Origin of the sequence: Nocardioides bruguierae, from assembly GCF_023656415.1 — a bacterium.
GTDB lineage: Bacteria > Actinomycetota > Actinomycetes > Propionibacteriales > Nocardioidaceae > Nocardioides > Nocardioides bruguierae.
The window spans coordinates 165,845-187,717 of the sequence record NZ_JAMOIL010000008.1 but is presented as its reverse complement, the minus strand read 5'-3'; the positions used below and the strand labels follow the sequence as shown (position 1 = coordinate 187,717).

22 protein-coding genes are annotated in these 21,873 nt (G+C 73.8%); 8 read left to right on the top strand and 14 right to left on the bottom strand.

Annotation, left to right across the window (positions count from 1 at the left end; translation table 11 throughout):
• Positions 1 to 51: 51 nt before the first annotated feature.
• From M8330_RS07770 to M8330_RS07755, 4 genes are all read right to left on the bottom strand, one after another.
• Positions 52 to 945, bottom strand: a complete 894-nt coding sequence (locus M8330_RS07770; RefSeq protein ID WP_250826859.1) for an amino acid ABC transporter permease — start codon at positions 943 to 945, stop codon at positions 52 to 54.
• Complete coding sequence (locus M8330_RS07765; RefSeq protein WP_250053007.1) at positions 942 to 1,592, bottom strand: amino acid ABC transporter permease; 651 nt, start codon at positions 1,590 to 1,592, stop codon at positions 942 to 944. The genes M8330_RS07770 and M8330_RS07765 overlap by 4 nt, the downstream gene beginning before the upstream one ends.
• Positions 1,593 to 1,701: 109 nt before the next feature.
• A complete protein-coding gene (locus M8330_RS07760) occupies positions 1,702 to 2,580 on the bottom strand; it encodes a glutamate ABC transporter substrate-binding protein (protein WP_250826858.1) in 879 nt (292 codons plus the stop codon).
• Between the two features lie 89 nt (positions 2,581 to 2,669).
• Positions 2,670 to 3,449, bottom strand: coding sequence for an amino acid ABC transporter ATP-binding protein (locus tag M8330_RS07755; RefSeq protein ID WP_250826857.1), 780 nt, complete (start codon positions 3,447 to 3,449; stop codon positions 2,670 to 2,672).
• A gap of 234 nt (positions 3,450 to 3,683) precedes the next feature.
• On the opposite strand from M8330_RS07755, the gene M8330_RS07750 reads away from it, so the two are divergent.
• The 4 genes from M8330_RS07750 (at position 3,684) to M8330_RS07735 (ending at position 7,528) form a co-directional block, all read left to right on the top strand.
• A complete protein-coding gene (locus M8330_RS07750; protein WP_250826856.1) occupies positions 3,684 to 4,070 on the top strand; it encodes a hypothetical protein in 387 nt (128 codons plus the stop codon).
• A gap of 49 nt (positions 4,071 to 4,119) precedes the next feature.
• Positions 4,120 to 5,619, top strand: coding sequence for a tRNA (N6-isopentenyl adenosine(37)-C2)-methylthiotransferase MiaB (gene miaB, locus M8330_RS07745; protein WP_250826855.1), 1,500 nt, complete (start codon positions 4,120 to 4,122; stop codon positions 5,617 to 5,619).
• Positions 5,620 to 5,775: 156 nt separating this feature from the next.
• Entirely contained in the window at positions 5,776 to 6,501 is a 726-nt protein-coding gene (locus M8330_RS07740) for a Type 1 glutamine amidotransferase-like domain-containing protein (protein WP_250826854.1), read from the top strand.
• A gap of 775 nt (positions 6,502 to 7,276) precedes the next feature.
• Positions 7,277 to 7,528, top strand: a complete 252-nt coding sequence (locus M8330_RS07735; RefSeq protein WP_250826853.1) for an endonuclease domain-containing protein — start codon at positions 7,277 to 7,279, stop codon at positions 7,526 to 7,528.
• Positions 7,529 to 7,670: 142 nt separating this feature from the next.
• On the opposite strand, the gene M8330_RS07730 is transcribed toward M8330_RS07735, so the two are convergent.
• Genes M8330_RS07730 through M8330_RS07715 form a run of 4 tightly spaced genes read right to left on the bottom strand, consistent with a single transcriptional unit; the run spans position 7,671 to position 8,921 of the window.
• Complete coding sequence (locus tag M8330_RS07730; RefSeq protein WP_250826852.1) at positions 7,671 to 7,952, bottom strand: hypothetical protein; 282 nt, start codon at positions 7,950 to 7,952, stop codon at positions 7,671 to 7,673.
• A gap of 5 nt (positions 7,953 to 7,957) precedes the next feature.
• Positions 7,958 to 8,455, bottom strand: coding sequence for an NUDIX domain-containing protein (locus M8330_RS07725; RefSeq protein ID WP_250826851.1), 498 nt, complete (start codon positions 8,453 to 8,455; stop codon positions 7,958 to 7,960).
• Positions 8,452 to 8,631 carry a hypothetical protein gene (locus tag M8330_RS07720; protein WP_250053023.1) on the bottom strand — a complete coding sequence of 60 codons (180 nt, stop codon included), beginning with the start codon at positions 8,629 to 8,631 and terminating at the stop codon, positions 8,452 to 8,454. Before M8330_RS07720 ends, M8330_RS07725 begins: the two co-directional genes overlap by 4 nt.
• Entirely contained in the window at positions 8,628 to 8,921 is a 294-nt protein-coding gene (locus M8330_RS07715; RefSeq protein WP_250826850.1) for an antitoxin, read from the bottom strand. The genes M8330_RS07720 and M8330_RS07715 overlap by 4 nt, the downstream gene beginning before the upstream one ends.
• Positions 8,922 to 8,968: 47 nt before the next feature.
• Here M8330_RS07715 and miaA point away from each other — a divergent pair, with 47 nt between their 5' ends.
• Positions 8,969 to 9,934, top strand: coding sequence for a tRNA (adenosine(37)-N6)-dimethylallyltransferase MiaA (gene miaA / locus M8330_RS07710; protein WP_250826849.1), 966 nt, complete (start codon positions 8,969 to 8,971; stop codon positions 9,932 to 9,934).
• 94 nt (positions 9,935 to 10,028) lie between these two features.
• Here the strand turns inward: miaA and M8330_RS07705 are convergent, their stop codons facing one another.
• Positions 10,029 to 12,746 carry a hypothetical protein gene (locus M8330_RS07705; RefSeq protein ID WP_250826848.1) on the bottom strand — a complete coding sequence of 906 codons (2,718 nt, stop codon included), beginning with the start codon at positions 12,744 to 12,746 and terminating at the stop codon, positions 10,029 to 10,031.
• A gap of 266 nt (positions 12,747 to 13,012) precedes the next feature.
• On the opposite strand from M8330_RS07705, the gene dapF reads away from it, so the two are divergent.
• The gene (gene dapF / locus M8330_RS07700; protein WP_250826847.1) at positions 13,013 to 13,864 is read left to right on the top strand and encodes a diaminopimelate epimerase; all 852 of its coding nucleotides are present in this window, start codon (positions 13,013 to 13,015) and stop codon (positions 13,862 to 13,864) included.
• Positions 13,865 to 13,891: 27 nt separating this feature from the next.
• Here the strand turns inward: dapF and M8330_RS07695 are convergent, their stop codons facing one another.
• The 5 genes from M8330_RS07695 to M8330_RS07675 all read right to left on the bottom strand — a co-directional run bounded on the left by M8330_RS07695 (position 13,892) and on the right by M8330_RS07675 (position 19,212).
• A complete protein-coding gene (locus M8330_RS07695) occupies positions 13,892 to 14,260 on the bottom strand; it encodes a DUF202 domain-containing protein (protein WP_250053029.1) in 369 nt (122 codons plus the stop codon).
• 8 nt (positions 14,261 to 14,268) lie between these two features.
• Positions 14,269 to 14,628, bottom strand: coding sequence for a YidH family protein (locus tag M8330_RS07690; protein WP_250053030.1), 360 nt, complete (start codon positions 14,626 to 14,628; stop codon positions 14,269 to 14,271).
• Positions 14,629 to 14,755: 127 nt separating this feature from the next.
• A complete protein-coding gene (gene mprF / locus M8330_RS07685) occupies positions 14,756 to 17,305 on the bottom strand; it encodes a bifunctional lysylphosphatidylglycerol flippase/synthetase MprF (RefSeq protein WP_250826846.1) in 2,550 nt (849 codons plus the stop codon).
• 150 nt (positions 17,306 to 17,455) lie between these two features.
• A complete protein-coding gene (locus M8330_RS07680; protein ID WP_250826845.1) occupies positions 17,456 to 18,694 on the bottom strand; it encodes a hypothetical protein in 1,239 nt (412 codons plus the stop codon).
• Positions 18,691 to 19,212: a SigE family RNA polymerase sigma factor gene (locus M8330_RS07675; protein ID WP_250826844.1), complete on the bottom strand. Its 522-nt coding sequence runs from the start codon at positions 19,210 to 19,212 to the stop codon at positions 18,691 to 18,693. Before M8330_RS07675 ends, M8330_RS07680 begins: the two co-directional genes overlap by 4 nt.
• A gap of 135 nt (positions 19,213 to 19,347) precedes the next feature.
• On the opposite strand from M8330_RS07675, the gene hflX reads away from it, so the two are divergent.
• The gene (gene hflX, locus M8330_RS07670; protein WP_250826843.1) at positions 19,348 to 20,925 is read left to right on the top strand and encodes a GTPase HflX; all 1,578 of its coding nucleotides are present in this window, start codon (positions 19,348 to 19,350) and stop codon (positions 20,923 to 20,925) included.
• Between the two features lie 165 nt (positions 20,926 to 21,090).
• Positions 21,091 to 21,846, top strand: coding sequence for an SGNH/GDSL hydrolase family protein (locus tag M8330_RS07665; RefSeq protein WP_250826842.1), 756 nt, complete (start codon positions 21,091 to 21,093; stop codon positions 21,844 to 21,846).
• Positions 21,847 to 21,873 lie beyond the last annotated feature (27 nt).

Sequence of the window (21,873 nt, the reverse complement as noted above, 5' to 3'; positions counted from 1 at the left end):
CCGCCACCTCGAGCGAGGTGGCGGGCGCTGTGCGCGTCGGGGCCGTGGTGCTCAGGCGCCCGCGGCGGCGGGCTCGGCCTCCGGCTCGTCGGCGGACGACGACGCCCGGCTGAGCCGTCGCTCGAGCCAGATCGCGATCCGCGACAGCGTGTAGTTGATGACGACGTAGATCGCGCCCACGATGAACAGCGACTGGATCGGGTTGTCGAGGAACTGCGCTATCTGGTTGCCGCGGTCGAGCAGCTCCCGGTAGCCCAGGCCGATGACGGCGACGAGGGACGTGTCCTTCAGGATCACGACCAGCTGGCTGACCAGGGCGGGCAGCATCGTGCGGAACGCCTGCGGCAGCTGGATGCTCCGCATCGTCTGCCACGGCGTCATGCCGATGGCCAGGCCCGCCTCGCGCTGGCCGCGGGGGAGGGAGGCGACGCCGGCACGGAGGATCTCGGCGATGATCACGGAGTTGTAGAGCGTGAGGCCGATGACCAGGTACCACAGCGCGTCGTCCCCGGGCAGCCAGTCGATCGGGACCTCGGTCTCGACGATCGCCCGCCAGACGTAGACGATCGTGATGACCACCGGCAGGCCACGGAACAGCTCGATGAACGCGACGACGGGGATCCGCAGGATCGGCGTGAACATCATGCGTGTCACGCCGACGGCGATGCCGACGACCAGCGACAGGGCGATCGCCAGGGCCGCCGCGATGACGGTGGCGAGCAGGCCCTCGCCGACCAGGCGCCAGACCTGGGCGAAGTTCTCGTCCGTGGGGTTGATCCACGGGCTCCACAGCTCGGCGTCGAACTGCCCGCGCTCGGCGAGGCGCATGACGGCGAGCGCTACCAGGGCCAGGATCACGAGGCCACCGACGACGGTGAGCACCTGGGCCCGGCGACGTGCCTTGGGGCCGGGGACGTCGAAGAGGACGCTGGAGGAGTCCGTCATCGGACGATCGCCACCTTCCGCTCGAGGAGGGTCAGCAGGGCCGCGGCCGTCAGGGTGATGATCAGGTAGCCGATGGCCACGCCGGTCAGCACCGGGACGTAGTCGTAGCCGCGAGCGCTGGTGAGGGTCTTGCCCACGCTGTAGAGGTCGCCGCCGATGCCGAAGGCGCCGGCCACGGCCGAGTTCTTGAACATCGCGATCTGGACGCTGCCCAGCGGCGGGATCGCGCTGCGGAACGCCTGCGGCAGGATCACCTGGCGCATCGACTGGGTGAACGTGAGGCCCAGGGCGCGGGCCGCCTCGGCCTGACCGGCCGGGACCGCGTTCACGCCCGAGCGGAGCGCCTCGCACACGAACGCGCCGGTGTAGAGGATCAGGCCGAGCGCCGCGAAGAAGAAGTAGCTCTGGTTGATGCCGAGCTCGGGCAGTCCGAACGCCATGAAGAACAGCACGATGGTGAGCGGCGTGTTGCGGAAGACGTTGACGTAGGCCACCGCCAGCGCCCGCAGCGACGGCACGGGCGAGACCCGGAAGGCCGCCATCACTGTCCCCACCAGCAGGGAGCCGACCAGGCACCACAGGATGAACTCCAGCGACTGGAGGAATCCCGACCAGTACAGGTCGAGGTTGTCGATCACCGGTCCCACGGCGCGGCTCCTTCACTCGGTCCGGGACGGGGGACGGCGGCGGGGCGGTGCCCCGCCGCCGTCCTGCTGCGCGGCCGCTCGTCGGGCCGCGCGTGGTGCCTGTCGAGGCTCAGACGCACTCGTCGGGCTCGGGGAGGGTCGGGGCCTCGGTGCCCTCGACCTCGCCGGCCGTGGAGGCCCAGGCCTCGTTGTAGGCGTCCTCGTTCTCCTGCAGCGTGGTGTTGATGAACTCGCAGAACTCGGTGTCGCCCTTGGCGATGCCGATGCCGTAGGGCTCCTCGGTGAACTGCTCGCCGACGAGCTTGAACTCGCCGTCGGCCTCGGAGGACAGGCCCAGCAGGATGACGTTGTCGGTGGTGACGACGTCGACCTGGCCGGTGCTCAGGGCGTCCGCGCACTTCTCGTAGACGTCGAACAGCACGAGCTGGTCGTCGCTGGTCAGGTACTCCTTGATCTGGTCGGCCGGGGTCGAGCCGGTGACCGAGCAGACCTTGGCGTCCGGGTTGCTCGCGAGGTCGTCGGGGCCGGTGATGGTGTCGTTGTCCGAGGCGACCATGAGCTGCTGGCCGGCGGTGTAGTACGGGCCGGCGAACGTGATGCGCTGCTTGCGCTCGTCGTTGATCGTGTACGTGGCGACGACCATGTCGACGTCGCCGTCCTCGATGACCTGCTCGCGGATGTCGGAGGGGGTCTCCGTCCACTCGATGTCCTCGGGGGCGATGCCCATGGCGCCGGCGATGATCTTGGCGACCTCGACGTCGAAGCCCTCGGGGACGTCCTCGAGGTTGGCCAGGCCGAAGCCGGGCTGGTCGAACTTCGTGCCCACGGTCATGGTGCCCGCGTCGGCGATCTCGGCCATGGTGGAGCCGGCGGGGAAGTCGGTGTCGCTCGCGACCTCGACGTCGGAACCGGAGTCCGAGCCGCACGCGGTGAGGGCGAGGGCGAGGCCTGCCGCAGCGGCGCCGGCCTTGAGTCGGTTGAGTCGCACGGGGGTCTCCTTCGATGGATGTGCGGTGCTTCCCCGTCGGTGGTCGGCGGGGAGGGGTGTGAGGGGCCGAGGGGTCGGCCTGGTGCGGCTCAGTGCTTGAGGATCTTCCCGAGGAAGTCCTGCGCACGAGCGCTCTGCGGGTTGGTGAAGAACTCCTCGGGGGTGTTCTCCTCGACGATGGCGCCGTCGGCCATGAACACGACGCGATCGGCGGCGGTGCGTGCGAAGCCCATCTCGTGGGTCACCACGACCATGGTCATGCCCTGCTTCGCGAGGTCGACCATGACGTCGAGGACCTCCTTGATCATCTCGGGGTCCAGCGCCGAGGTGGGCTCGTCGAAGAGCATCACCTTCGGCTGCATGGCCAGCGCGCGGGCGATGGCGACGCGCTGCTGCTGGCCGCCGGAGAGCTGGGCGGGGTACTTGTCCGCCTGGTGCCCGACGCCGACGCGGTCCAGGAGCTCCTTGGCCAGCTTGTCGGCCTCGGCCTTCTTCATCCCGCGGACCTTGGTCGGGCCCAGCGTGACGTTCTCGAGGATCGTCTTGTGCGCGAACAGGTTGAAGGACTGGAAGACCATGCCGACCTCGGCGCGCAGGCGGGCGAGCGCCTTGCCCTCGGCGGGCAGCGGCTCGCCGTCGAGGGTGATGGAGCCGTCGTCGATCGTCTCGAGGCGGTTGATCGTCCGGCAGAGCGTGGACTTGCCCGAGCCGGAGGGGCCGATGACCACGACGACCTCGCCACGGTTGACCGTGAGCTCGATGTCCTGGAGCACGTGGAGGGAGCCGAAGTGCTTGTCCACGTGGTCGAGCACCACGAGGGGCTCGCCGGGGCGGGCGGCGGTCTCGGCCGCAGTCGCTTCTGCCGTCATGCGTCGGCACCCTAACCAAGTTCTCAGGTTCGGAGCCATCCCCCCTGGCCCTGACGGGTCACGAAACAGGCCCAGTGGTGCCACGCGAGGGTCACGGCGCTGGCCGGACCGGGTCAGTCGGCGATGCCTGACAGGTGTCGGAACGAGTGGGCCAGGACGAGGCGGGGCCGGTGGTTCTCCACAGGCCGCGGCGGCGTCCGGTTCGCCGTCCCGCCCGCGGGCAGCCTCTCGGGCATGACCACCTCGCACCGCACCGACCTCCCGTCCACCCACACCCGCCCGGGGTCCGAGCGCGCCGCTCGCGCGGCCTCGGTGGGGGCGCGCCTGCGCTCCGTCCTGCTGTCCAGCTGGACCAGAGTCACGGTCATGAGCCTGCTCGCCGGATCGTTCATGCTGTGGTTCACCGGCCTCCACCTCGTCCTGGCCCCGCTCACGGTGCTGCCGGCAGTACTCACGTTCGGCGGCTGCTTCGTGGTGATCGAGCACGGGTGGTCGCACGCTCGGCCGATCTCGTCCTGGGTCCGGGACAGCGCCGACGGATTCGTGTTCGCGCACCCTCTCCTCGTCGAGGTGCCGACGGTGGCGATCATGCACGGGACTGCGGCGTGGGTCGTGCTCTGAGCGCTCACGATTCCCGCTCGCCACGGGAGGCTCCTACCCTGGTGAGGCCATGACCGAGACCGCCGCCCCGCTCGCGCAGCCCCGCACCTACGAGGTCAAGACCTACGGGTGCCAGATGAACGTCCACGACTCCGAGCGCCTCACCGGCCTCCTGGAGGACGCGGGCTACACGGCCGCGCCCGACGGCGAGCAGGCGGACGTCGTCGTGTTCAACACCTGCGCCGTGCGCGAGAACGCCGACAACAAGCTCTACGGCAACCTCGGCCACCTCGCCCCGGTGAAGGCGGCCAGGCCGGGCATGCAGATCGCCGTCGGCGGCTGCCTGGCACAGAAGGACCGCGACACGATCACGGCTAAGGCGCCGTACGTCGATGTCGTCTTCGGCACCCACAACATCGGCTCTCTCCCCGCCCTGCTGGAGCGTGCCCGGGCCAACGAGGAGGCCCAGGTCGAGATCCTGGAGAGCCTCGAGGTCTTCCCGTCGACGCTGCCCACCAAGCGCGACTCGGCCTACGCGGCCTGGGTCTCGATCAGCGTCGGGTGCAACAACACCTGCACGTTCTGCATCGTGCCCAGCCTGCGCGGCAAGGAGAAGGACCGCCGCCCCGGCGAGATCCTCGCCGAGATCGAGGCGCTGGTCGCCGAGGGCGTCACCGAGGTGACCCTGCTCGGCCAGAACGTGAACGCCTACGGCGTCGAGTTCGGCGACCGTCAGGCCTTCTCCAAGCTCTTGCGCGCCTGCGGCGACATCGAGGGCCTCGAGCGGGTGCGCTTCACCAGCCCGCACCCGGCCGAGTTCACCGACGACGTCATCGACGCGATGGCCGAGACCCCGAACGTGATGCCCAGCCTGCACATGCCGCTGCAGTCCGGCTCCGACCGCGTCCTCAAGGCGATGCGCCGCTCGTACCGCTCGACGAAGTTCCTGGGCATCATCGAGCGCGTCCGCGAGCAGATCCCGCACGCCGCGATCACCACCGACATCATCGTCGGCTTCCCCGGCGAGACCGAGGAGGACTTCGCCGAGACCCTGCGCGTGGTCGCGGAGTCGAAGTTCTCCAGCGCGTTCACCTTCCAGTACTCCATCCGCCCCGGGACGCCGGCGGCCACGATGGACGACCAGGTGCCGGCGTCCGTCGTGAAGGACCGCTACCAGCGCCTCGTCGCGCTCCAGGAGGAGATCTCCTGGGAGCAGAACAAGCTCCAGGTCGGCCGCACCTTCGAGGTGATGGTCGCCGAGGGGGAGGGGCGCAAGGACGCCGAGACCCGCCGGCTCTCCGGCCGCGCCCCCGACAACCGGCTCGTGCACTTCGCCGTTCCGGACGCCTCGCTCGGCGAGCCGCGCCCGGGCGACATGGTCACCGTCGAGGTCACCTACGCCGCCCCGCACCACCTGGTCGCCGACACCGTGCACGCGGTGCGCCGCACCCGCTCGGGCGACGCCTGGGAGCGCCGCCACGCCGCCCCGCCGGCACCGGCCGGCGTCGGCCTGGGCATGCCCACCGTCGGCGTCCCGGCCCCGCTGCCGGACGCCCCGGCCTGCCGCTGACGCACCGACGCTCGCCCCGGTGCAGCGCGCGGCCGGGCCGAGGTGGCAGCATCGGGGCACCCCCCGGCCCCTCGCGGGCGCGCCCCGCGCATCGTCGCGCGCGGACGCTCCGCTACGGTCAGGGATCCTTGACGAACCTCTCTCGGAAGGTCCGCCGTGCCCGCTGACGCCCCCACCATCCTCGCGACCTCTGGCGGTGCCGTCATGGGCACCCGCACGAGGTTCGAGCCCGGCCCGCTCACCGAGCTGGCCGTCGACCTGGCCGGGGTCACCGGCCGTGCTCCCAAGGTCTGCTTCCTCGGCACCGCCTGTGGCGACTCGCCGGGGCTGATCCGCGACTTCTACGACGCGGTGCAGACCCGCGGCTGGACCGGCTCGCACCTGCAGCTGTTCACCATGCCCAACGTCGAGGACGTGACCGCCCACCTCCTCGACGCCGACGTGGTCTGGGTCTGGGGCGGCTCCGTGGCCGGCCTGCTCGCCATGTGGCGCCTGCACGGCGTGGACGAGGCGATGCGCTCCGCCTGGGAGGCCGGCGTCGTGCTCACCGGTGTCTCGGCCGGCTCCATCTGCTGGCACGCCGGCGGCACCACCGACTCCTTCGGCCCCGACCTGCGCCCGGTCACCAATGGCCTCGGCCTGGTGCCCTTCAGCAACGGCGTCCACTACGACAGCGAGCCGCAGCGGCGCCCGCTGTTCCAGTCGCTGGTGGCCGACGGCACCCTGCCCGCCGGGTACGCCACCGACGACGGCGCCGGCGTGCTCTACCGCGGGACCGAGATGGTGGGCGCGTACGCCGAGACCGATGACGCCGGCGCCTACTTCGTCGAGGCCGGCGCCGACGGTGTCGTCGAGACCCCGCTGGACGTCACCCGGCTCTGAGCCCCTCGTCGGCGGACCGGAACAACGGCCTGCCCCTGGTGTGTGCGGCACGCTGACCTGCGGGTTCGCCGGGTTGCCGGCTCGGGGCCGGGTGTTGTTCCGGTCCTGCGACGTCCCTGTGGAGAGCCGCGTGCACGCGCGACTCCGGCGCGGCAGGCTGCCGGTGTGGACCTGGAGACCGAGCTCGCACGCACCGGAGGCGTGACCACCTGGTCGCGGCTGGTGGACCTGGTCGGCCGCGCCCGCGCCGAGGCCGCTCGGGACACCGGCGCGGTCGTCCGCGTCGCCCGCGGCCGCTACGCGCTGCCCGGGGCCGACCGCGCGAGGACGGAGGCGGCCCGTCTCTCCGGGGCTGCCTCGCACCTCAGCGCGGCCCTGCTGCACGGCCTGGCCGTCCAGTGGTCGCCCGACCGGCCGGTCGCCACCGTCCCGCGGCACCGCCGCCTCGCCGCCGGGCAGGCGGACGGGGCCGACGTCCGGTGGGCGCCCCTGACCCGGGCCGAGCAGCAGGCCGGGGTGACCTCGCCCGACCGGACCGTGGCCGACTGCCTGCGGTCGCTGCCCTTCGCCGAGGCGCTCTGCGTGGCCGACTCGGCCCTGCGCGACGGCCTGGCACGCGGGGACCTCCTCGACCTGGTCGCCGGCCTGAGGGGGCCGGGGAGCGCCCGGGCTCGCACGGTGGCCGCGGCCGCCGACGGCCGGGCGGCGAACCCGTTCGAGTCGGTCCTGCGCGCGATCGCCGCGACCGTCCCCCGGCCTGAGCACGGAGCCCCAGGTGCCGATCGCGAGCCCGCGGTGGCTGGGCCAGCCCGACCTGGTCGACCGACGGGCGCGGATCGTCGCGGAGGCCGACTCCTTCTCCTGGCACGGTGGCCGGGCCGACCTCGTCCGGGACGCCGCCCGCTACAACGCGCTGGTCGTCCACGGCTGGACGGTGCTGAGGTTCAGCTGGGAGGAGGTGATGCTCCACCCGCGCCGGGTCGAGCAGACCCTGCGGGACGCGGTGCGGCTGAGGACTGCCGCGTGACGTCGGCGGACCGGAACAACGCCGAGCCCTCCTCCGGCACACGCCGCTGGCCTGCGGGTCCGTGGCGCGGGTCAGAGCATCCGGGCGGATGTTCCGGTCGGCCCACGCCGACTCCCCGGGTGGACGGACGAGGCCGGTGGGCTCAGGCGGGGGACTCCGACGCCGCCGGGGCCTTCTCGCCGCGGGTGGCCTGGGTGGAGGTGTCCTCGCCGGAGCGGTTCGCCGCGGGCGTGGCGGCGGTGGCCGGGTTCGCCTCGGCGGCGACGTCCGGCACCACCGGGCTGCGCTGCGCCTCGAGCACCGCGTCGGGGCCGCCCGGCACGAGCTGGGGCCTGGTGGCCTCGGGCTGGGGCATCGGCCCCAGGTCGCTGCCGGTGGAGGCGCTGGAGTCGGTGGAGTCGCTGGTCGTGCTGGTCTCGGACATGCTGGTCACCCCGTGACGAAGCCGTGCGTGCTGTACGGCTCCAGGGTGCGCGTGCGCAGCGCCTCGAGCACCACCCTCTCGTGGGGGACGACCGGCCCGGGCAGGGTGTCGAGCGCGTCGAGTGGGCACCACCGCAGGTCGGCGGCCTTGCCCTCCTGGAGGGCGGGTTCTCCCGACCACGAGCGTGCGGCGAAGAAGAAGTCGACCCGCTCGTCGATCGGCTCCCCGCCGCGGGTGCGTTGCATGGTGGTGAGGAACTCCAGGACGAGGTCGGAGACGCCGATCTCCTCGGCCGCCTCGCGGTGGGCCGCCTCCACCGCGGTCTCGCCGCGCTCGACGTGCCCGGCCGCGCCGGCGGCCCAGTGACCGTCCATGAAGCCGGTGTTGGTGCGCAGCTGGAGCAGCACCTCCAGGCCGGCCAGTCCGTCGCGGAGCAGGAAGACGTAGGAGGCGGGGACGACGACGAAGCGGCCGCCCACCTCCGGGACGTGCGCGTCGGTCACTGGCTGGGCTCGCCGGCGTCCGACTCCTCGGCGTTCGACTCCTGCTCGGCTGCCGCGGCGGACGCCCCGTCCTTGCCGTCGGGGAGGTCCTCGCCGTGCTCGCCGGGCGGGCGGATGCCGTCCATCGAGTCCTCCAGCGGCGCGGCGTCGCGCTCCTCGGGGATGGGTGCGGTCATCGGGTGCCTCCCGTGCTGCCGTCGGTGGTGCCGGGCCCGCCATCAGCGCTGCTGGGCTTGCGGCCCAGGTAGGAGACGCCCTTCTTGGCGCCGGCGACCCCCTGGCTGATGCGTGCGTGGTGCTTGCCCTTGGTGCGCTGGTCGACGGCCGCGGCGGCCTTGTCCAGGCCCTGGCCGATCTTCGTCTCGTTCTTCGCGACCGTGTCGGCCACCCTGCCCCGCAGCTGCGTGAGCCGCTGGCGGTTGGCGGGGGTGTCCAGCTGGCGGCGGGCCTTGTCCAGGAAGCCCATCGGCTCCTCCTTCAGGTCTGCTCCTCGGGTCTTGCCACACTAGCCACATGACGAGTGCTCCTGACTCGCCCGCCCGGGTGCCGGTCGGCCTGCCCGTGGTCGCGGTGGTGGGGGCCACCGCGTCCGGCAAGACGGCGCTCTCCCTCGACCTGGCCGAGGCGTTCACCGCCGCCGGCACGCCCGGCGAGGTGCTCAACACCGACGCCATGCAGTTCTACCGGGGCATGGACGTCGGCACCGCCAAGCTCCCGCCCGCCGAGCGCCGCGGCGTCGTCCACCACCTGCTCGACGTCCTCGACGTCACCGAGCCCGCCAGCGTCGCCGAGTTCCAGGCCTGGGCCCGCGGGCTGGTCGCCGACCTCCGCGGACGAGGCCGGGTGCCCGTCCTGGTCGGCGGCTCGGCCCTCTACACCCGGGCGGTGCTGGACGAGTTCGAGTTCCCCGGCACCGACCCGGCGCTGCGCGAGCGGCTGGAGGCGGAGCTGGCGGAGGTGGGCAGCGGCGCCCTGCACGCGCGGCTGGCCGCGGTGGACCCGGCCGCGGCGGCGAGCATCCTGCCCGAGAACGGTCGCCGCATCGTCCGGGCGCTGGAGGTGGTGGAGCTGACCGGGCGGTCGTTCACCGCGACGCTGCCCCGGCTGGAGTACGCCCTGCCCGGCGCGGTGCAGGTCGGTGTGGACATCGACCGGCCGACCCTGGACGCACGCATCGAGCAGCGTGTGGAGCAGATGTTCGCCGACGGCTTCGTGGACGAGGTGGAGCGGCTGCTCGGCGAGGGACTGGCCGAGGGCCGCACCGCCGGCCGCGCGATCGGGTACCGCGAGGTGGCCGACCACCTGGCCGGCGTCCTGAGCCTCGAGGAGGCCAAGGAGCGCACGGTGGTCGCGACGCGGCGGTTCGCCCGGCGCCAGGACTCCTGGTTCCGCAAGGACCCGCGGATCACGTGGGTCCGGTTCGACGACCCCGACCGGCTGACCCGTGCGCTCGCGGCGGTGCGGGCGGCCACGGCGTAGCAGCGCCCGCCGCCGTCCGCCCGCCCCGGGTGGGGACGGAGGACGACGACGGGCGCCGGGATGGAGCGGGTCGAGCCGGGGTGGAGGCCGGGGCTCAGCCCAGCCGGGCCGAGGCCCGCGGCGAGGGCTTGGTCCGGTCGGGGTTCTTCGGCCCCGAGTAGACGTTGTTCGGGTTCGAGCCGGCCCGGATCTCGGCGCGGTCGGTGCGACCGCCCCGGTCGGTGTCCGCACGGGTCGGGTCGGTGGCCTTGCGACCCCACGCGGTGTTGCGGGCACCGGTGACCTCGACGCGGTCGGAGAGGCCGTCGCCGTCGGTGTCGCGGACCAGCGGGTTGGTCTTGCGGGAGCCGATGCGGATGGTGCCGCTGCGCAGCACGACCCGGATGCCGAGCCGCGACCCGCGGACCTCGCGCCGGTCGGTGAGCTTGTCGCCGTCGGTGTCGACCCGGCACGGGCTCGTGCGGACCTTCTTCACCGTCAGCTTCTTGTTCGGGCGGACCACCAGCAGGTTCATCGTGATGCCACGGACCTCGGCGCCGTCGGTGAGACCGTCGCCGTCGGAGTCGGTCGCCAGCGGGTCGGTCGTGCACCGCGGGTAGCGGCTGATCGGACCGGCCACCTCTCGGCCGTCCTTGATCCGGTCGTCGTCGGTGTCGGCGTCGAGCGGGTCGGTGCCGTAGGTGTTGACCTCGTCGCCGTCGGTGAGCCCGTCGGAGTCGGAGTCCGGGTCGTCGGGGTCGGTGCCCAGGGAGAGCTCCTCGCCGTCGGTGAGCCCGTCGCCGTCACGGTCGGGGTCGGTCGGGCCGGCCGCGACGTCGTCGGTGCCGTCCAGCGGGTCGGTGCCGCGGGAGACCTCGGCGCCGTCGAGGACGCCGCCGTCGTCGGTGTCCGCGTCGAGCGGGTCGGTGCCGTAGGTGTTGACCTCGGCGCCGTCGGTGAGGCCGTCGTCGTCGGAGTCGGCGTCCGCCGGGTCGGTGCCCAGACCGGCCTCCGCCTCGTCGCTGAGGCCGTCGCCGTCCGCGTCGTCGACCTCGACGTCGTCGCTGCCGTCGAGCGGGTCGGTGCCCGCCGAGACCTCGGCCCCGTCGGAGACGCCGCCGTCGTCGGTGTCGAAGTCCAGCGGGTCGGTGCCGACCATGTTGACCTCGGCGCCGTCGGTGAGGCCGTCACCGTCGGTGTCGGCGTCCGCCGGGTCGGTGCCGAGCGCGACCTCCTCGGTGTCGGTGAGACCGTCGCCGTCCATGTCGTCGACGAGCACGTCGTCGGTGCCGTCGTTCGGGTCGGTGCCGTTGGCGACCTCGGCCCCGTCGGAGACGCCGCCGTCGTCGCTGTCGGCGTCGAGCGGGTCGGTGCTGTAGGTGTTGATCTCGGCGCCGTCGGTGAGCCCGTCGCCGTCGGTGTCGGGGTTGTCGGGGTCGGTCCCGAGGACGTCCTCGGCCGCGTCCGAGAGGCCGTCGCCGTCGGTGTCGGTGCCGCTGGGGCCGCCGCTGCCGTCGTCGCTGCCGTCGAGCGGGTCGGTGCCCACGGCGTTCTCGTCGCCGTCGTCCACGCCGCCGTCGTCGGTGTCCGCGTCGAGCGGGTCGGTGCCGGTGCTGTTGACCTCGTCGCCGTCGGTCAGGCCGTCGTCGTCGGAGTCAGCGTCGAGCGGGTCGGTGCCGTAGGTGTCGACCTCCTCGCCGTCGGAGAGGCCGTCGTCGTCGGTGTCGGGGTCGGCCGGGTCGGTGCCCAGCGTCCCCTCCACCGCGTCGGTGAGGCCGTCGCCGTCGGTGTCGGTCTCCGACGTGCAGGTCACGCCTCCGGCGGGTGCGGTCGCGTCGGCCTCCAGGCGGCCGACGCCGAGGTGCACGTTCGCGACCTCCAGGATGAGCGTGTCGACCGTGAGGTCGATGGCGAGCACGTCGTCCACGGACCCGGAGGCCGCGGCCGCGCTGGAGGCGTCGACGCCGTCGTTGAGGGTGAGGGAGACGTCGGCGGACAGCAGGCCCAGGTCCAGCGGGATGTCGGTGGTGCCGGCCTCGAGGGTGATCGGCTGCGACTGCCCGGCGACCGTCACGGTGACCACGGGCGCGGTGTACTCCACGGTGCCGGTGGTGCCGTCCGAGGTTGCCGTGAGCACGGCCGGGCTGCCCACGTGCACCTGCACCGCCCCGTCCAGCAGGGAGATGTCGCCGATCCGCGCGGTGGTGGTGGAGACGACGTCGTGCCGGTCGCCGAACGTCGGCACGAGGTCGGTGGTGGAGGTGACGCGCGAGGCGCCGACGTCGACCAGGGTGGCGAGCCCCTCGACGCCGACGAGGCTCAGCTCGGCCAGCCGTGTGTCGGCACCGCCGAGGGTGCGCACGCCGTCGACCTCCTTGACGCAGGTGCCGTCGGCGTTCCACGAGGCCTCGGTGTCGCCGGTGATCACGCCCAGGGTGAGCAGGGGCGCGAGGTCGAGCGGGAGCAGGGTCTCCGACGCCGGGTCGGTGCTCGGCGGGGCCGTGGCGACCTGGCCGTCGGCGGGCAGCGCCATCCCGAGCAGCGCCGTGTCCACGTTGGAGGAGGTCGCGGTGACGACCGGGGCGCCCGCGGTGTCGACCTCGGCGAGCGAGTGCCCCACGACCACGTCGGTGAGGCTCTGGCCCAGCAGCGAGGCGCTGAGGTCCACCACGTCGCTGTGCGCGCTCGCGGTCCAGTCGGGGTCGGCGGCCGCGGCGGGCAGGGCCGGCAGCACCGCGAACGCGGCGATCCCGGTGCCGACCGTCGCGGTCGCGGCCGTGAGCCGGCGCAGCCTGCTGCGGCGGGTGGGGGGCGTGGGAGGTCGGGGACTCATGGGCGGAGGCTCCTTCGCTGGGGGCCACCTCCGGGCGCGCTCGGCAGGCCGACGGGGGACGTCGGCGGACGGGGGCGGGGGGAGGGGAGCGGGATCGAGAGAGGGGGGAGGGGGAGCAGTAGCGGAGCGGCCCGGGATCCGGCGGGTCGCCCTTGTCCGAAACGTTACGTTCGGCGGGCGGGCCGCGTCAGGAGTGAACGGGTGCACTCGGATGGCCCGTTCGGACTAGGTCCGTCTGGTCCCCGCGTGGCCGGTACCGTGGAGCGGTGACCTACCCGTTCCTCAAGGGCCACGGCACCGAGAACGACTTCGTCCTCCTGCCGGACCCCGACCTGCACCTGCACGGCGAGCTGCCCGCGTCCCGCGTGGCGGCCCTGTGCGACCGCCGTGCCGGCCTCGGCGGCGACGGCGTGCTGCGGGTCGTGCGGGCCCGGTACGTGGACCAGCCCGGCACCGGCGCCGAGCAGGCCGAGTGGTTCATGGACTACCGCAACGCCGACGGGTCGGTCGCCGAGATGTGCGGCAACGGCATCCGCGTCTTCGCCCGCCACCTCGTCACCGAGGGCCTGGCCGACGCCTCCGCCCCGCTGCCGGTGGCCACCCGCGACGGCCTCAAGACGATCACCTTCGCCGGCGGCGCGGCCGACGGCGAGATCAGCGTCGACATGGGCGTCCCGCGGCTGATGGGCGACACCACCGTCGCGGTCGGCGAGACCTCGTGGGGCGCCGTCGGCGTCGACATGGGCAACCCGCACGCGGTGGCGTTCGTCGAGAGCGTGGACGCCGGCGGCCCGGTCGGTCCGCTGCTGGCCGAGCCCACCTTCGACCGGTCGTTCTACCCCGCGGGCGTCAACGTCGAGTTCGTCGAGGACGTCGCCCCGGGCCACGTGCGGATGCGGGTGCACGAGCGTGGCTCGGGCGAGACCCGCTCCTGCGGCACCGGCGCCTGCGCGGTGGCGGTGGCCAGCGCGCTGCGCGACGGCCGCGCCGAGGGGGAGGCCGTCACCCGGGTCGTGGACCTGCCCGGCGGCACGCTCACCGTCGACTGGACGGCCGAGGGGCGCATCGTGATGACCGGCCCCGCCGTGCTCGTCGCCCGGGGCGAGACCGACCTCTGAGGCCGGCCCGGGCTACCGCAGGGTTTCTCAGCCCGCCGCGGCCCGGAGCACCGCGACCAGCTCGACGGCACCCAGCACCACCACGGCGCCCGCGACCAGCGCCGGGCCCACGGCCGGTGCGGCGGGCACGCCCGCCTGCCGTCGTCCGTGCCGACGGCGGGACTCGCGGACGAACCACCCCATCAGGCTCAGCGCCACCACGACGTCGACCAGGGCCAGCGGACCCACCTCGAGCCAGGCGAACCGCGCTGCGGCCAGGGCCGCGACGGCGACCGACAGGCCGGTGCGCTGCCAGGCCAGTGCCGTGCGCTCGTGCTGGGCGGCCCGCTCGGGCGCGGTGCCGACGGTGGGGTCGCGCCAGGGCCCCGTCGTCCCCGAGCCGGTTCCATCAGTCATGCCCGGGGTCATGCCACCGCGACGAGCACGACGACGACCACGGCCGCGACCAGCACCACGCCTCCGGTGAGGCCGAGGCCGGCGCGGTTGTCGGGCAGGGGCGCGTTGCTGCGCATGGCCCGCTCGCCGCGCGCCCAGCGCAACCAGGCGACCACGCCGCCGGCCATGCCGAGCACGGCCAGGACGCCGGCCAGCGCCTGCGTCGCCCAGCCGGGCAGGCCGAGGTCGAGGGCGCGGACCGCGACGGCACCGGCGATCAGCGCCAGCGCGGTGCGGATCCAGGCCAGGAACGTGCGCTCGTTGGCGAGGGTGAACCGGTAGTCCGGGTCCTCGCCCTCGCCGTAGACCCACCGCGGCCAGCGCTGCATGCGGCCACCCTAGTGGTGGCCCCGGGGCCGCTGGTCGAGGCGCGGCGAGCCCTGGCCCCTACCGGTGATCGAGGCGCGACGAGCCCTGGCGAGGAGCCTCGAGATCGCCGCCACCCGGCCGCCGGCCTCAGCGGGAGACGAGCCCCCGCACGCCGCCGCCGACGAGCGTGGCGACGTTGACCATGGCGGTCGGGAACGCGAGGCCCTTGGGGGTCACCACGTAGCGCGACTCCCAGGTGGGGTGGAAGCAGTCCTTGAAGTGCCGCACGCCCTGGAAGTTGTAGTACTTCTCGCCGCGGGCGAAGACGAGGGCGCCGATCCGGTCCCACGTGGTGGCGTCCTCGCCGGTGGCCAGGCCGGAGAGCGGGGCCATGCCGAGGCTGAAGGAGCGCATGCCCTGCTCCTGGCCCCACTGCATGATGCGGACGAAGAGGAAGTTCATGACGTTCGCCGGGCCGCCGGAGCGCTGGCGCATGAGGTCGACGGCCACGGAGCCGTCCTCCTGGCCCACCCAGAGGGTGGCGAAGGCGAGCAGCCGGCCCTCGAACCGCACGGTGGCCACCGGGAAGCGGCGCACGTACTCGTCGTCGAACGGGCCGAGGGAGAACCGCTTCTCCTTCGCGTTGCGCTCGGCCAGCCACTCGTCGGAGACCTCGCGCATCTCGGCCATGAGGGCGTCGGTGACCTGCTCGGGGGCGAGGATCTCGACCTCGGAGCCGGCGGTGACGTTGATGTTCACCCAGCGGCGCATCTTGGCGTAGCGCTTGCCGGTCATCGCGAAGGTGGTGAGGTCGACGACGGCCTCCTCGCCGAGCTTGGTCAGGCTCAGGCCCAGCTCGCGGTAGAGGTCGGCGTGCTCCTCGCCGACGCTGTAGAGCACCGGGCGGCCGTCGTGCCGCTCGGCCAGCGCCACGAAGTCGCGCAGCAGCGCGGCGAAGGTGCCGGGGTCGCCGACGGGGGCGCCCATGGTGATCCAGGAGCGGCCCTCGACCTGGTACATCAGGAACGAGGCGCCGTCGGCGGAGAACAGCAGGCGCTTGTCGCCGGTGAAGGCGAGGTGGGACGTGGCGCGCCCCCGCGTCGAGACGATCTCCTCGGCCTTCGCCAGCTCCTCGGGGCAGCGGGTGGTGCGGGGGCCGGGCACGAGCGGGCGCAGGAGGCGCAGGCCGAGCACGAGCACGCCGACGACGCCCAGCAGGGCCGCGACGCGGACGCTGGCCGGGTGCTGGTCGCTCACGCTGAGCAGCACGGTGCCGTCGGTGCCCCACGCGGCGCTCTGGTGCCAGTAGAGGGCGGCGCCGACGATGCCGGTCGCCGCGAGGGTCCAGGACAGGCCGCGGGGGTGGTGGAAGGAGCCGGAGCGGCGGTGGAAGACGCCGCGCGCCGGGGCGAGGAGCGCCAGCACGCCGAGGCCGGCCAGGCCCGGCACCGTGGCGCCGAGCAGCAGCGAGAGCCCCACCTGGGCGAAGAGCAGGGCGCGGGTCACGACCCAGGCCTCGCGCAGGCGCCGGTGCAGGCCGCGAGCCAGCAGCAGCAGCGTGATGCCCACGAGGCTCACCGCGAAGGCGGAGCCCTCGGGCAGGTGCGCGCGCAGGCCGGGCACCTCGCCGGTCGCGAGCATCACCACGCCCAGGCCGGCCACGATGAGGGCCAGCACGGACGGGGTCAGCACACCGACCAGCTCGACGGTCTGGGAGCGGGAGGCGCCGGTCTCGGCGTCGCGTCCGCGGCGGGCCTCGAGGGCCACCAGCAGGACGGCGGCCACCAGCAGCGGCAGCAGGAAGTAGACGACCCGGAACGCCACGAGCGCCGGGGCCAGGGCGACCGGGTCCACGGCCGAGGAGAGCAGCACCAGCAGCACGGACTCGAACACCCCCACGCCGCCGGGCACGTTGCTGACCAGCCCGACCACCGTGGCGATCGCGAACGCGGCCACGAACGGCACGAACGCCACGTCCAGGCCAACGGGCAGCAGGAACCACAGCGCCGCGGCCATGAGCGCGACCTCCACGGTGGACAGCGCCACCTGGGTCACCGCGAGGCCGTAGCCCGGCCGGGCCAGCTCGTGGCCCTTGACGGTGAGGGGCCGGCGTCCGAGCCGCGACCACAGGAGGTAGCCGACCACCGGTGCGAGCACGGCGACCGCGAGACCGGTGACCACCGGCTCCGGGAGGTGCAGCGCCGCCGACGCCCGCTCGGGGTGGGCGAGCACGCCGCCGCCGGAGAGCACCGCGAAGCCGAGGCCGAGGGTGAGCAGGTTGAAGCCGATGATCCGCTGGATCGCCGCGGCCGGGATCTGCCAGGCCGAGTAGACCCGGGCGCGCAGCGCGGCGCCGACGATGGCCGAGGCGCCGAGGCTGTTGCCGAACGCGGTGGCCACCAGGGACGCCGAGGCGTAGCGCCGCCACGGCAGCCGCTGCGGCACCAGGTCGGCGACGTAGCGCAGCGCCAGGGCGTCGTACCCCGTCATCGCCAGGTAGCTCAGCGCCGTCGCCGCCAGTGCCCCCGTGACCGGCACAGGGCCGATCGCGCCGAGGTCGGCCGGCAGCGCGTGCCAGTCGTACCCGCCCAGCGAGCGGTGGAGGAACAGCAGGGCGAGGGCGAGGACGCCGAGGACGCCGAGGGGCGCGAGCCACCGTCGGACGGGCCGGGACGTCAGGATCTGCAGCGTGTTCATGGCACCCGTGCCATCGGCACGGGTGCGTCCGGTCACAAGCGTTTGCCGTCGGCCTTGACCAGACCTTGCTCCTCTTCTCGGCCGCGCAGCGTCATACCTCTGAGGGACTGTGCGTCCGCTCCGTATGACGTTCGGTCCGCCGGGCCTGGCTCAGCCCAGCCCGCCGGGGCGGACGGCGACGGCGCCGGTGGCCCCGTCCAGGCGCAGGACGCCGGTGACCGGCTCGCCCTCCCGCGCCCCGAACGGCACGTCGACCAGCGTGGTGCCGTCCGCGTCCCGCAGGCTCGCCAGCACGTGGCTCGCGTCGAGGTCGAGGACGGCGGGGTGCGTGCCGTTCGGCACCGGGAGCTGGGCGGCCAGGGCGAAGTCGGTGCTGTCCCACACCTCGACCTGGGTGAATCGTCCGGCCTCGGCCGAGTCCGCGCCTGGGATCGAGGTGGAGCTGCTCCCGGCGACGAGCCCGTCGGCGGCGAGCGGCAGGAGGGTGGTCATCCCGAGGTTGCCGGCGCGGCTCCACCAGACGGTGCTGCCGGTGTAGGCGCGGCTGGCGTGCAGGACGATCGGCGAGCCGTCGAGGTACACGGTGCCGCCCGACAGTGCCGTCGCCGTGACGTCGCCCGTGACGGCGTCGAGCAGCACGGCGCGCGGCGTGCCCGCGTCCTCGTAGGCGGAGCGGGCCTCGGCGATCAGCAGGTGCTCGTCGTCCGCCCAGGTCAGCTGGAGGGCGTCGGGGCCGACGTCGGCGAGGTCGCCGAGCGAGTCGAACGGGTAGGTGGAGCCGCCGCCGTCGACGAGGTCGAGGACCTCGAGGCCTTGGTCGGAGAACGTGGCGAGGAGAGCCCCGGTGGGGCTGAAGGAGTCGGGGCGCAGCTGCTGGGTGGGGTCGGCGACGAGTGCCTGCTCCCCGCCGGCCCAGCAGATCAGCACGCCGTCGGAGGACGACGCTGCCCAGTCGGGCAGGGCACCGCCGACGACCTCGATCGCCTCGGACACCGTGCCGGCGCTGCGGCCCTGGAGCGTCACGGACGCGGCCTCCTCGGCGAGGCCTCCCAAACCGGCTCGGGTCACCACGGCGCCGCCGACCCCCAGGCCGCGGAACTCACCCATCGGCGTCACCGGACCGCTCGTCGCGGTGGCGGAGGGCAGGGACGTCGACGGCACCGTGCTCGCGGGGCCGATCCTCCCGGCGTCGGTCGTGCCGCCACCGACGAGCGCGGTGCCGGCCGCGATCACGGCCACGGCGGCGACGCCCGCCACCGCCCCCGCGGCACGGCGGCGCCGCTGGCGGGTGCGCCCGGTCTCCCAGGCGCCCTCGGCGACGCGGGTCTCGGGCAGGTCGAGGTCCTCGCGCAGCGCGAGGAGCCGGTCGTGCAGGTCGTTGCTGTTCATCGGTTCTCCTCCACGAGGTCGCGCAGCTCGGGGGCGACGTCGCGCAGGCGCTCCAGCGCCACGGAGGTCTGCCGCTTGACGGTGCCGGTGGTGACGCCCAGCGCATGGGCGGTCTCGGCGACGGAGAGGTCCTCCAGGAACCGCAGGACCAGCACCGAGCGCTGCTTGGCGGTGAGCCGGTCGAGCGCGTCGAGCAGCACGACGCGGCCGGTGACGCGACCGGAGGGGTCCGCCGCCGGCGTCCGCCCCTCGCCCGCACCCGCGGGGGCGTCGGTGAGCGTCTCGCGACGGTGCTTGCGCCACCAGGAGATGTGCCGACGGGCCACGACGGTGCGCACCCACGCCTCCGGGTTGCCCTCGCGCAGGGTGCCCCAGCGCTGCGCCGCCGCGACGAGGGCCTCCTGGAGGAGGTCCTCGGCCCGGTGCAGGTCTCCCGTCACCAGGTAGGCGGTGCGCAGCATCGCCTGCTGCCGGCCGCGGGCCCACTCCTCGAAGGAGTGCCGGTCCGTCTCTCTCATCCCTGTCCTCTCCCGAGCGTGCCCCCCATCAACGCACGAGGGGTCGGGTGGGGTTGACGTCGGGATGAAACTGCTTCGCGCCCGCGTTGAACCGGACCTACCCTGGATGCAGGACACCGACTGCCACGGAGGCACATGAGCAACGCACAGCCCTTCTCCCTCGACACCGAGCTGGCCGAGACCGCCGGCTGGGAGGACGCCCTCGACCCCACGGACGCGGACGCCGCGTCGACGCGGGCGAGCGCCGAGGACGACGACTTCGAGTCGGGCTACGCCGGCGACGAGCCGCACGACCTCGTGGACGCCTCGGGCGAGGACCCCGAGGAGGTCGACCCGACCACCGGCGCGATGGAGCTCGCCGAGCGCCACCAGCTGCGCCGCGTCGCCTCGCTGCGCACCGAGCTCGAGGACATCACCGAGGTCGAGTACCGCCAGCTGCGGCTGGAGCGCGTCGTCCTCGTCGGCGTCTGGACCTCCGGGTCCGCCCAGGACGCGGAGAACTCCATGGCCGAGCTGGCCCTGCTCGCCGAGACCGCGGGCTCCGAGGTGCTCGAGGCGCTCTACCAGCGCCGCACCTCGCCCGACCCGGCCACCTACATCGGCCGCGGCAAGACCGACGCCCTCAAGGAGATCGTGGCCGTCACCGGCGCCGACACCGTGATCTGCGACGGCGAGCTCGCCCCGAGCCAGCTGCGCAACCTGGAGGACCGGCTCAAGGTCAAGGTCGTCGACCGGACCGCGCTGATCCTCGACATCTTCGCCCAGCACGCGAAGTCCCGGGAGGGCCAGGCCCAGGTCGAGCTCGCGCAGCTGCAGTACATGAAGCAGCGCCTGCGCGGCTGGGGCGGCAACCTGTCGCGCCAGGCCGGTGGCCGGGTCGCCGGCGGCGCCGGCATCGGTGGCCGTGGCCCCGGTGAGACCAAGATCGAGACCGACCGTCGGCGCATCAACACCAAGATCGCCAAGCTGCACCGCGACCTGCGCCAGATGAAGGTCACCCGCGACGCCAAGCGCTCCGAGCGTCGCCGCCGCGAGGTGCCCAGCGTCGCGATCGCGGGCTACACCAACGCCGGCAAGTCGAGCCTGCTCAACCGGCTCACCTCCGCCGGCGTCCTGGTCGAGGACGCGCTGTTCGCCACGCTGGACCCGACCACCCGGCGCACCACCACCGCCGACGGCCGCGTCTACACGATGAGCGACACGGTCGGCTTCGTCCGGCACCTGCCGCACCAGCTGATCGAGGCGTTCCGCTCGACTCTGGAGGAGGTCGCGGACGCCGACCTCATCCTGCACGTCGTCGACGGCTCCCACCCCGACCCCGAGGGCCAGCTCTCCGCGGTCCGGGCGGTGCTGGCCGACGTCGACGCCTCCGACGTCCCCGAGCTCGTCGTGGTGAACAAGGCGGACGCGGCGGACCCGCTGGTCCTCGCCCGGCTCCAGGCCAACGAGCCGCACCTGGTGGTCGTCTCGGCCAAGACCGGCCAGGGCATCGCCGAGGCGCTCGCGGTGATCGAGTCCGAGCTGCCGCGGCCCGCCGTGCAGTTCAAGGTGCTGCTGCCCTACGAGCGGGGCGACCTGCTCAACAAGCTGCACCAGGGCGGCGAGATCGACTCCCTCGAGCACACCGCCGAGGGGTCCGTGGTCGTCGGCCGCGCCACCGAGCAGCTCGCCGGCGAGCTCGCGCCCTACGCCCTGGACGCGGCCCCCGCCTGAGCACCCCCGCCCGCCGAGTCGGCAGCAGCTTTCTGCCGACTCGGCGAGAGGGGCCGGACGGCGGGGTCGCACTGGTCTGGTCCACGATCCGGTCACGCGACGTCAACGATTCGTGCACTCCGGCCCCGCGTCCGCCCCTCCTGACTGATCCTTGGAACCGTGCCGATGCCCACCTCCCCCCTCCGGCTGCCCACCGGGCCCGCCCGCACCCGCCTGCGCCTCGCCGTGCTGGCGGCGCTGGTGCTGCTCGTCGCGGGCGTGGTGGTGCTGGCCGACGGCGTGACCGGCGGGACGGCCACCGGCTCGCGGCCCAGCCGCTGCGACGTCTACGTCGCCGGCTCGCAGGCGCGGGCGGCGGCGGTGACCGGCTCCGGCGCGGACGTGCTGGTGGTCGGTGACTCCTGGTCGGCCGGCCTGGGCCTGGACGACCCGTCGCAGTCGTGGGCACGCCAGCTGCCCGGCACGGTGCACGTGGCCGCGTTCTCCGGGTCCGGCTTCGGGGCGCTCGCCAGCCCCTGCGGGCCGCGGTTCTCCTTCGCCGCGCGGATGCACGACGCGCTGCTCACCGTCGACGAGGACGCCCCCGTCGTCGTGATGGGCGGCCTCAACGACTGGGACCTGCCCGACGCGGCCGTCGCGGCCGGGTTCGCCCGCGTCGTCCGGGCCGTGGGCGCCGTGGGGGAGCACGACCTGGTGGTCGTCGGCCCCGCCCCGGCGCCCTCGCGGGCCGTGCAGGCCCAGCACGTCGACGGCCTGCTCTCCCGGCTGGCCGCGGACGCCGGCGTCACCTACGTCTCCGTCATCGACGTGACCGGGCTGAACTACCTCTCCGACGACCTGCACCTCTCCGCCGCCTCGCACCGGACGTTCGGTCGGCTCGTCGCCGGTCGGCTCGCGGACGCGGGCGTCGCGCTGGGCTGAACCGGGGCTGAACCGGCTGGGCTGAGT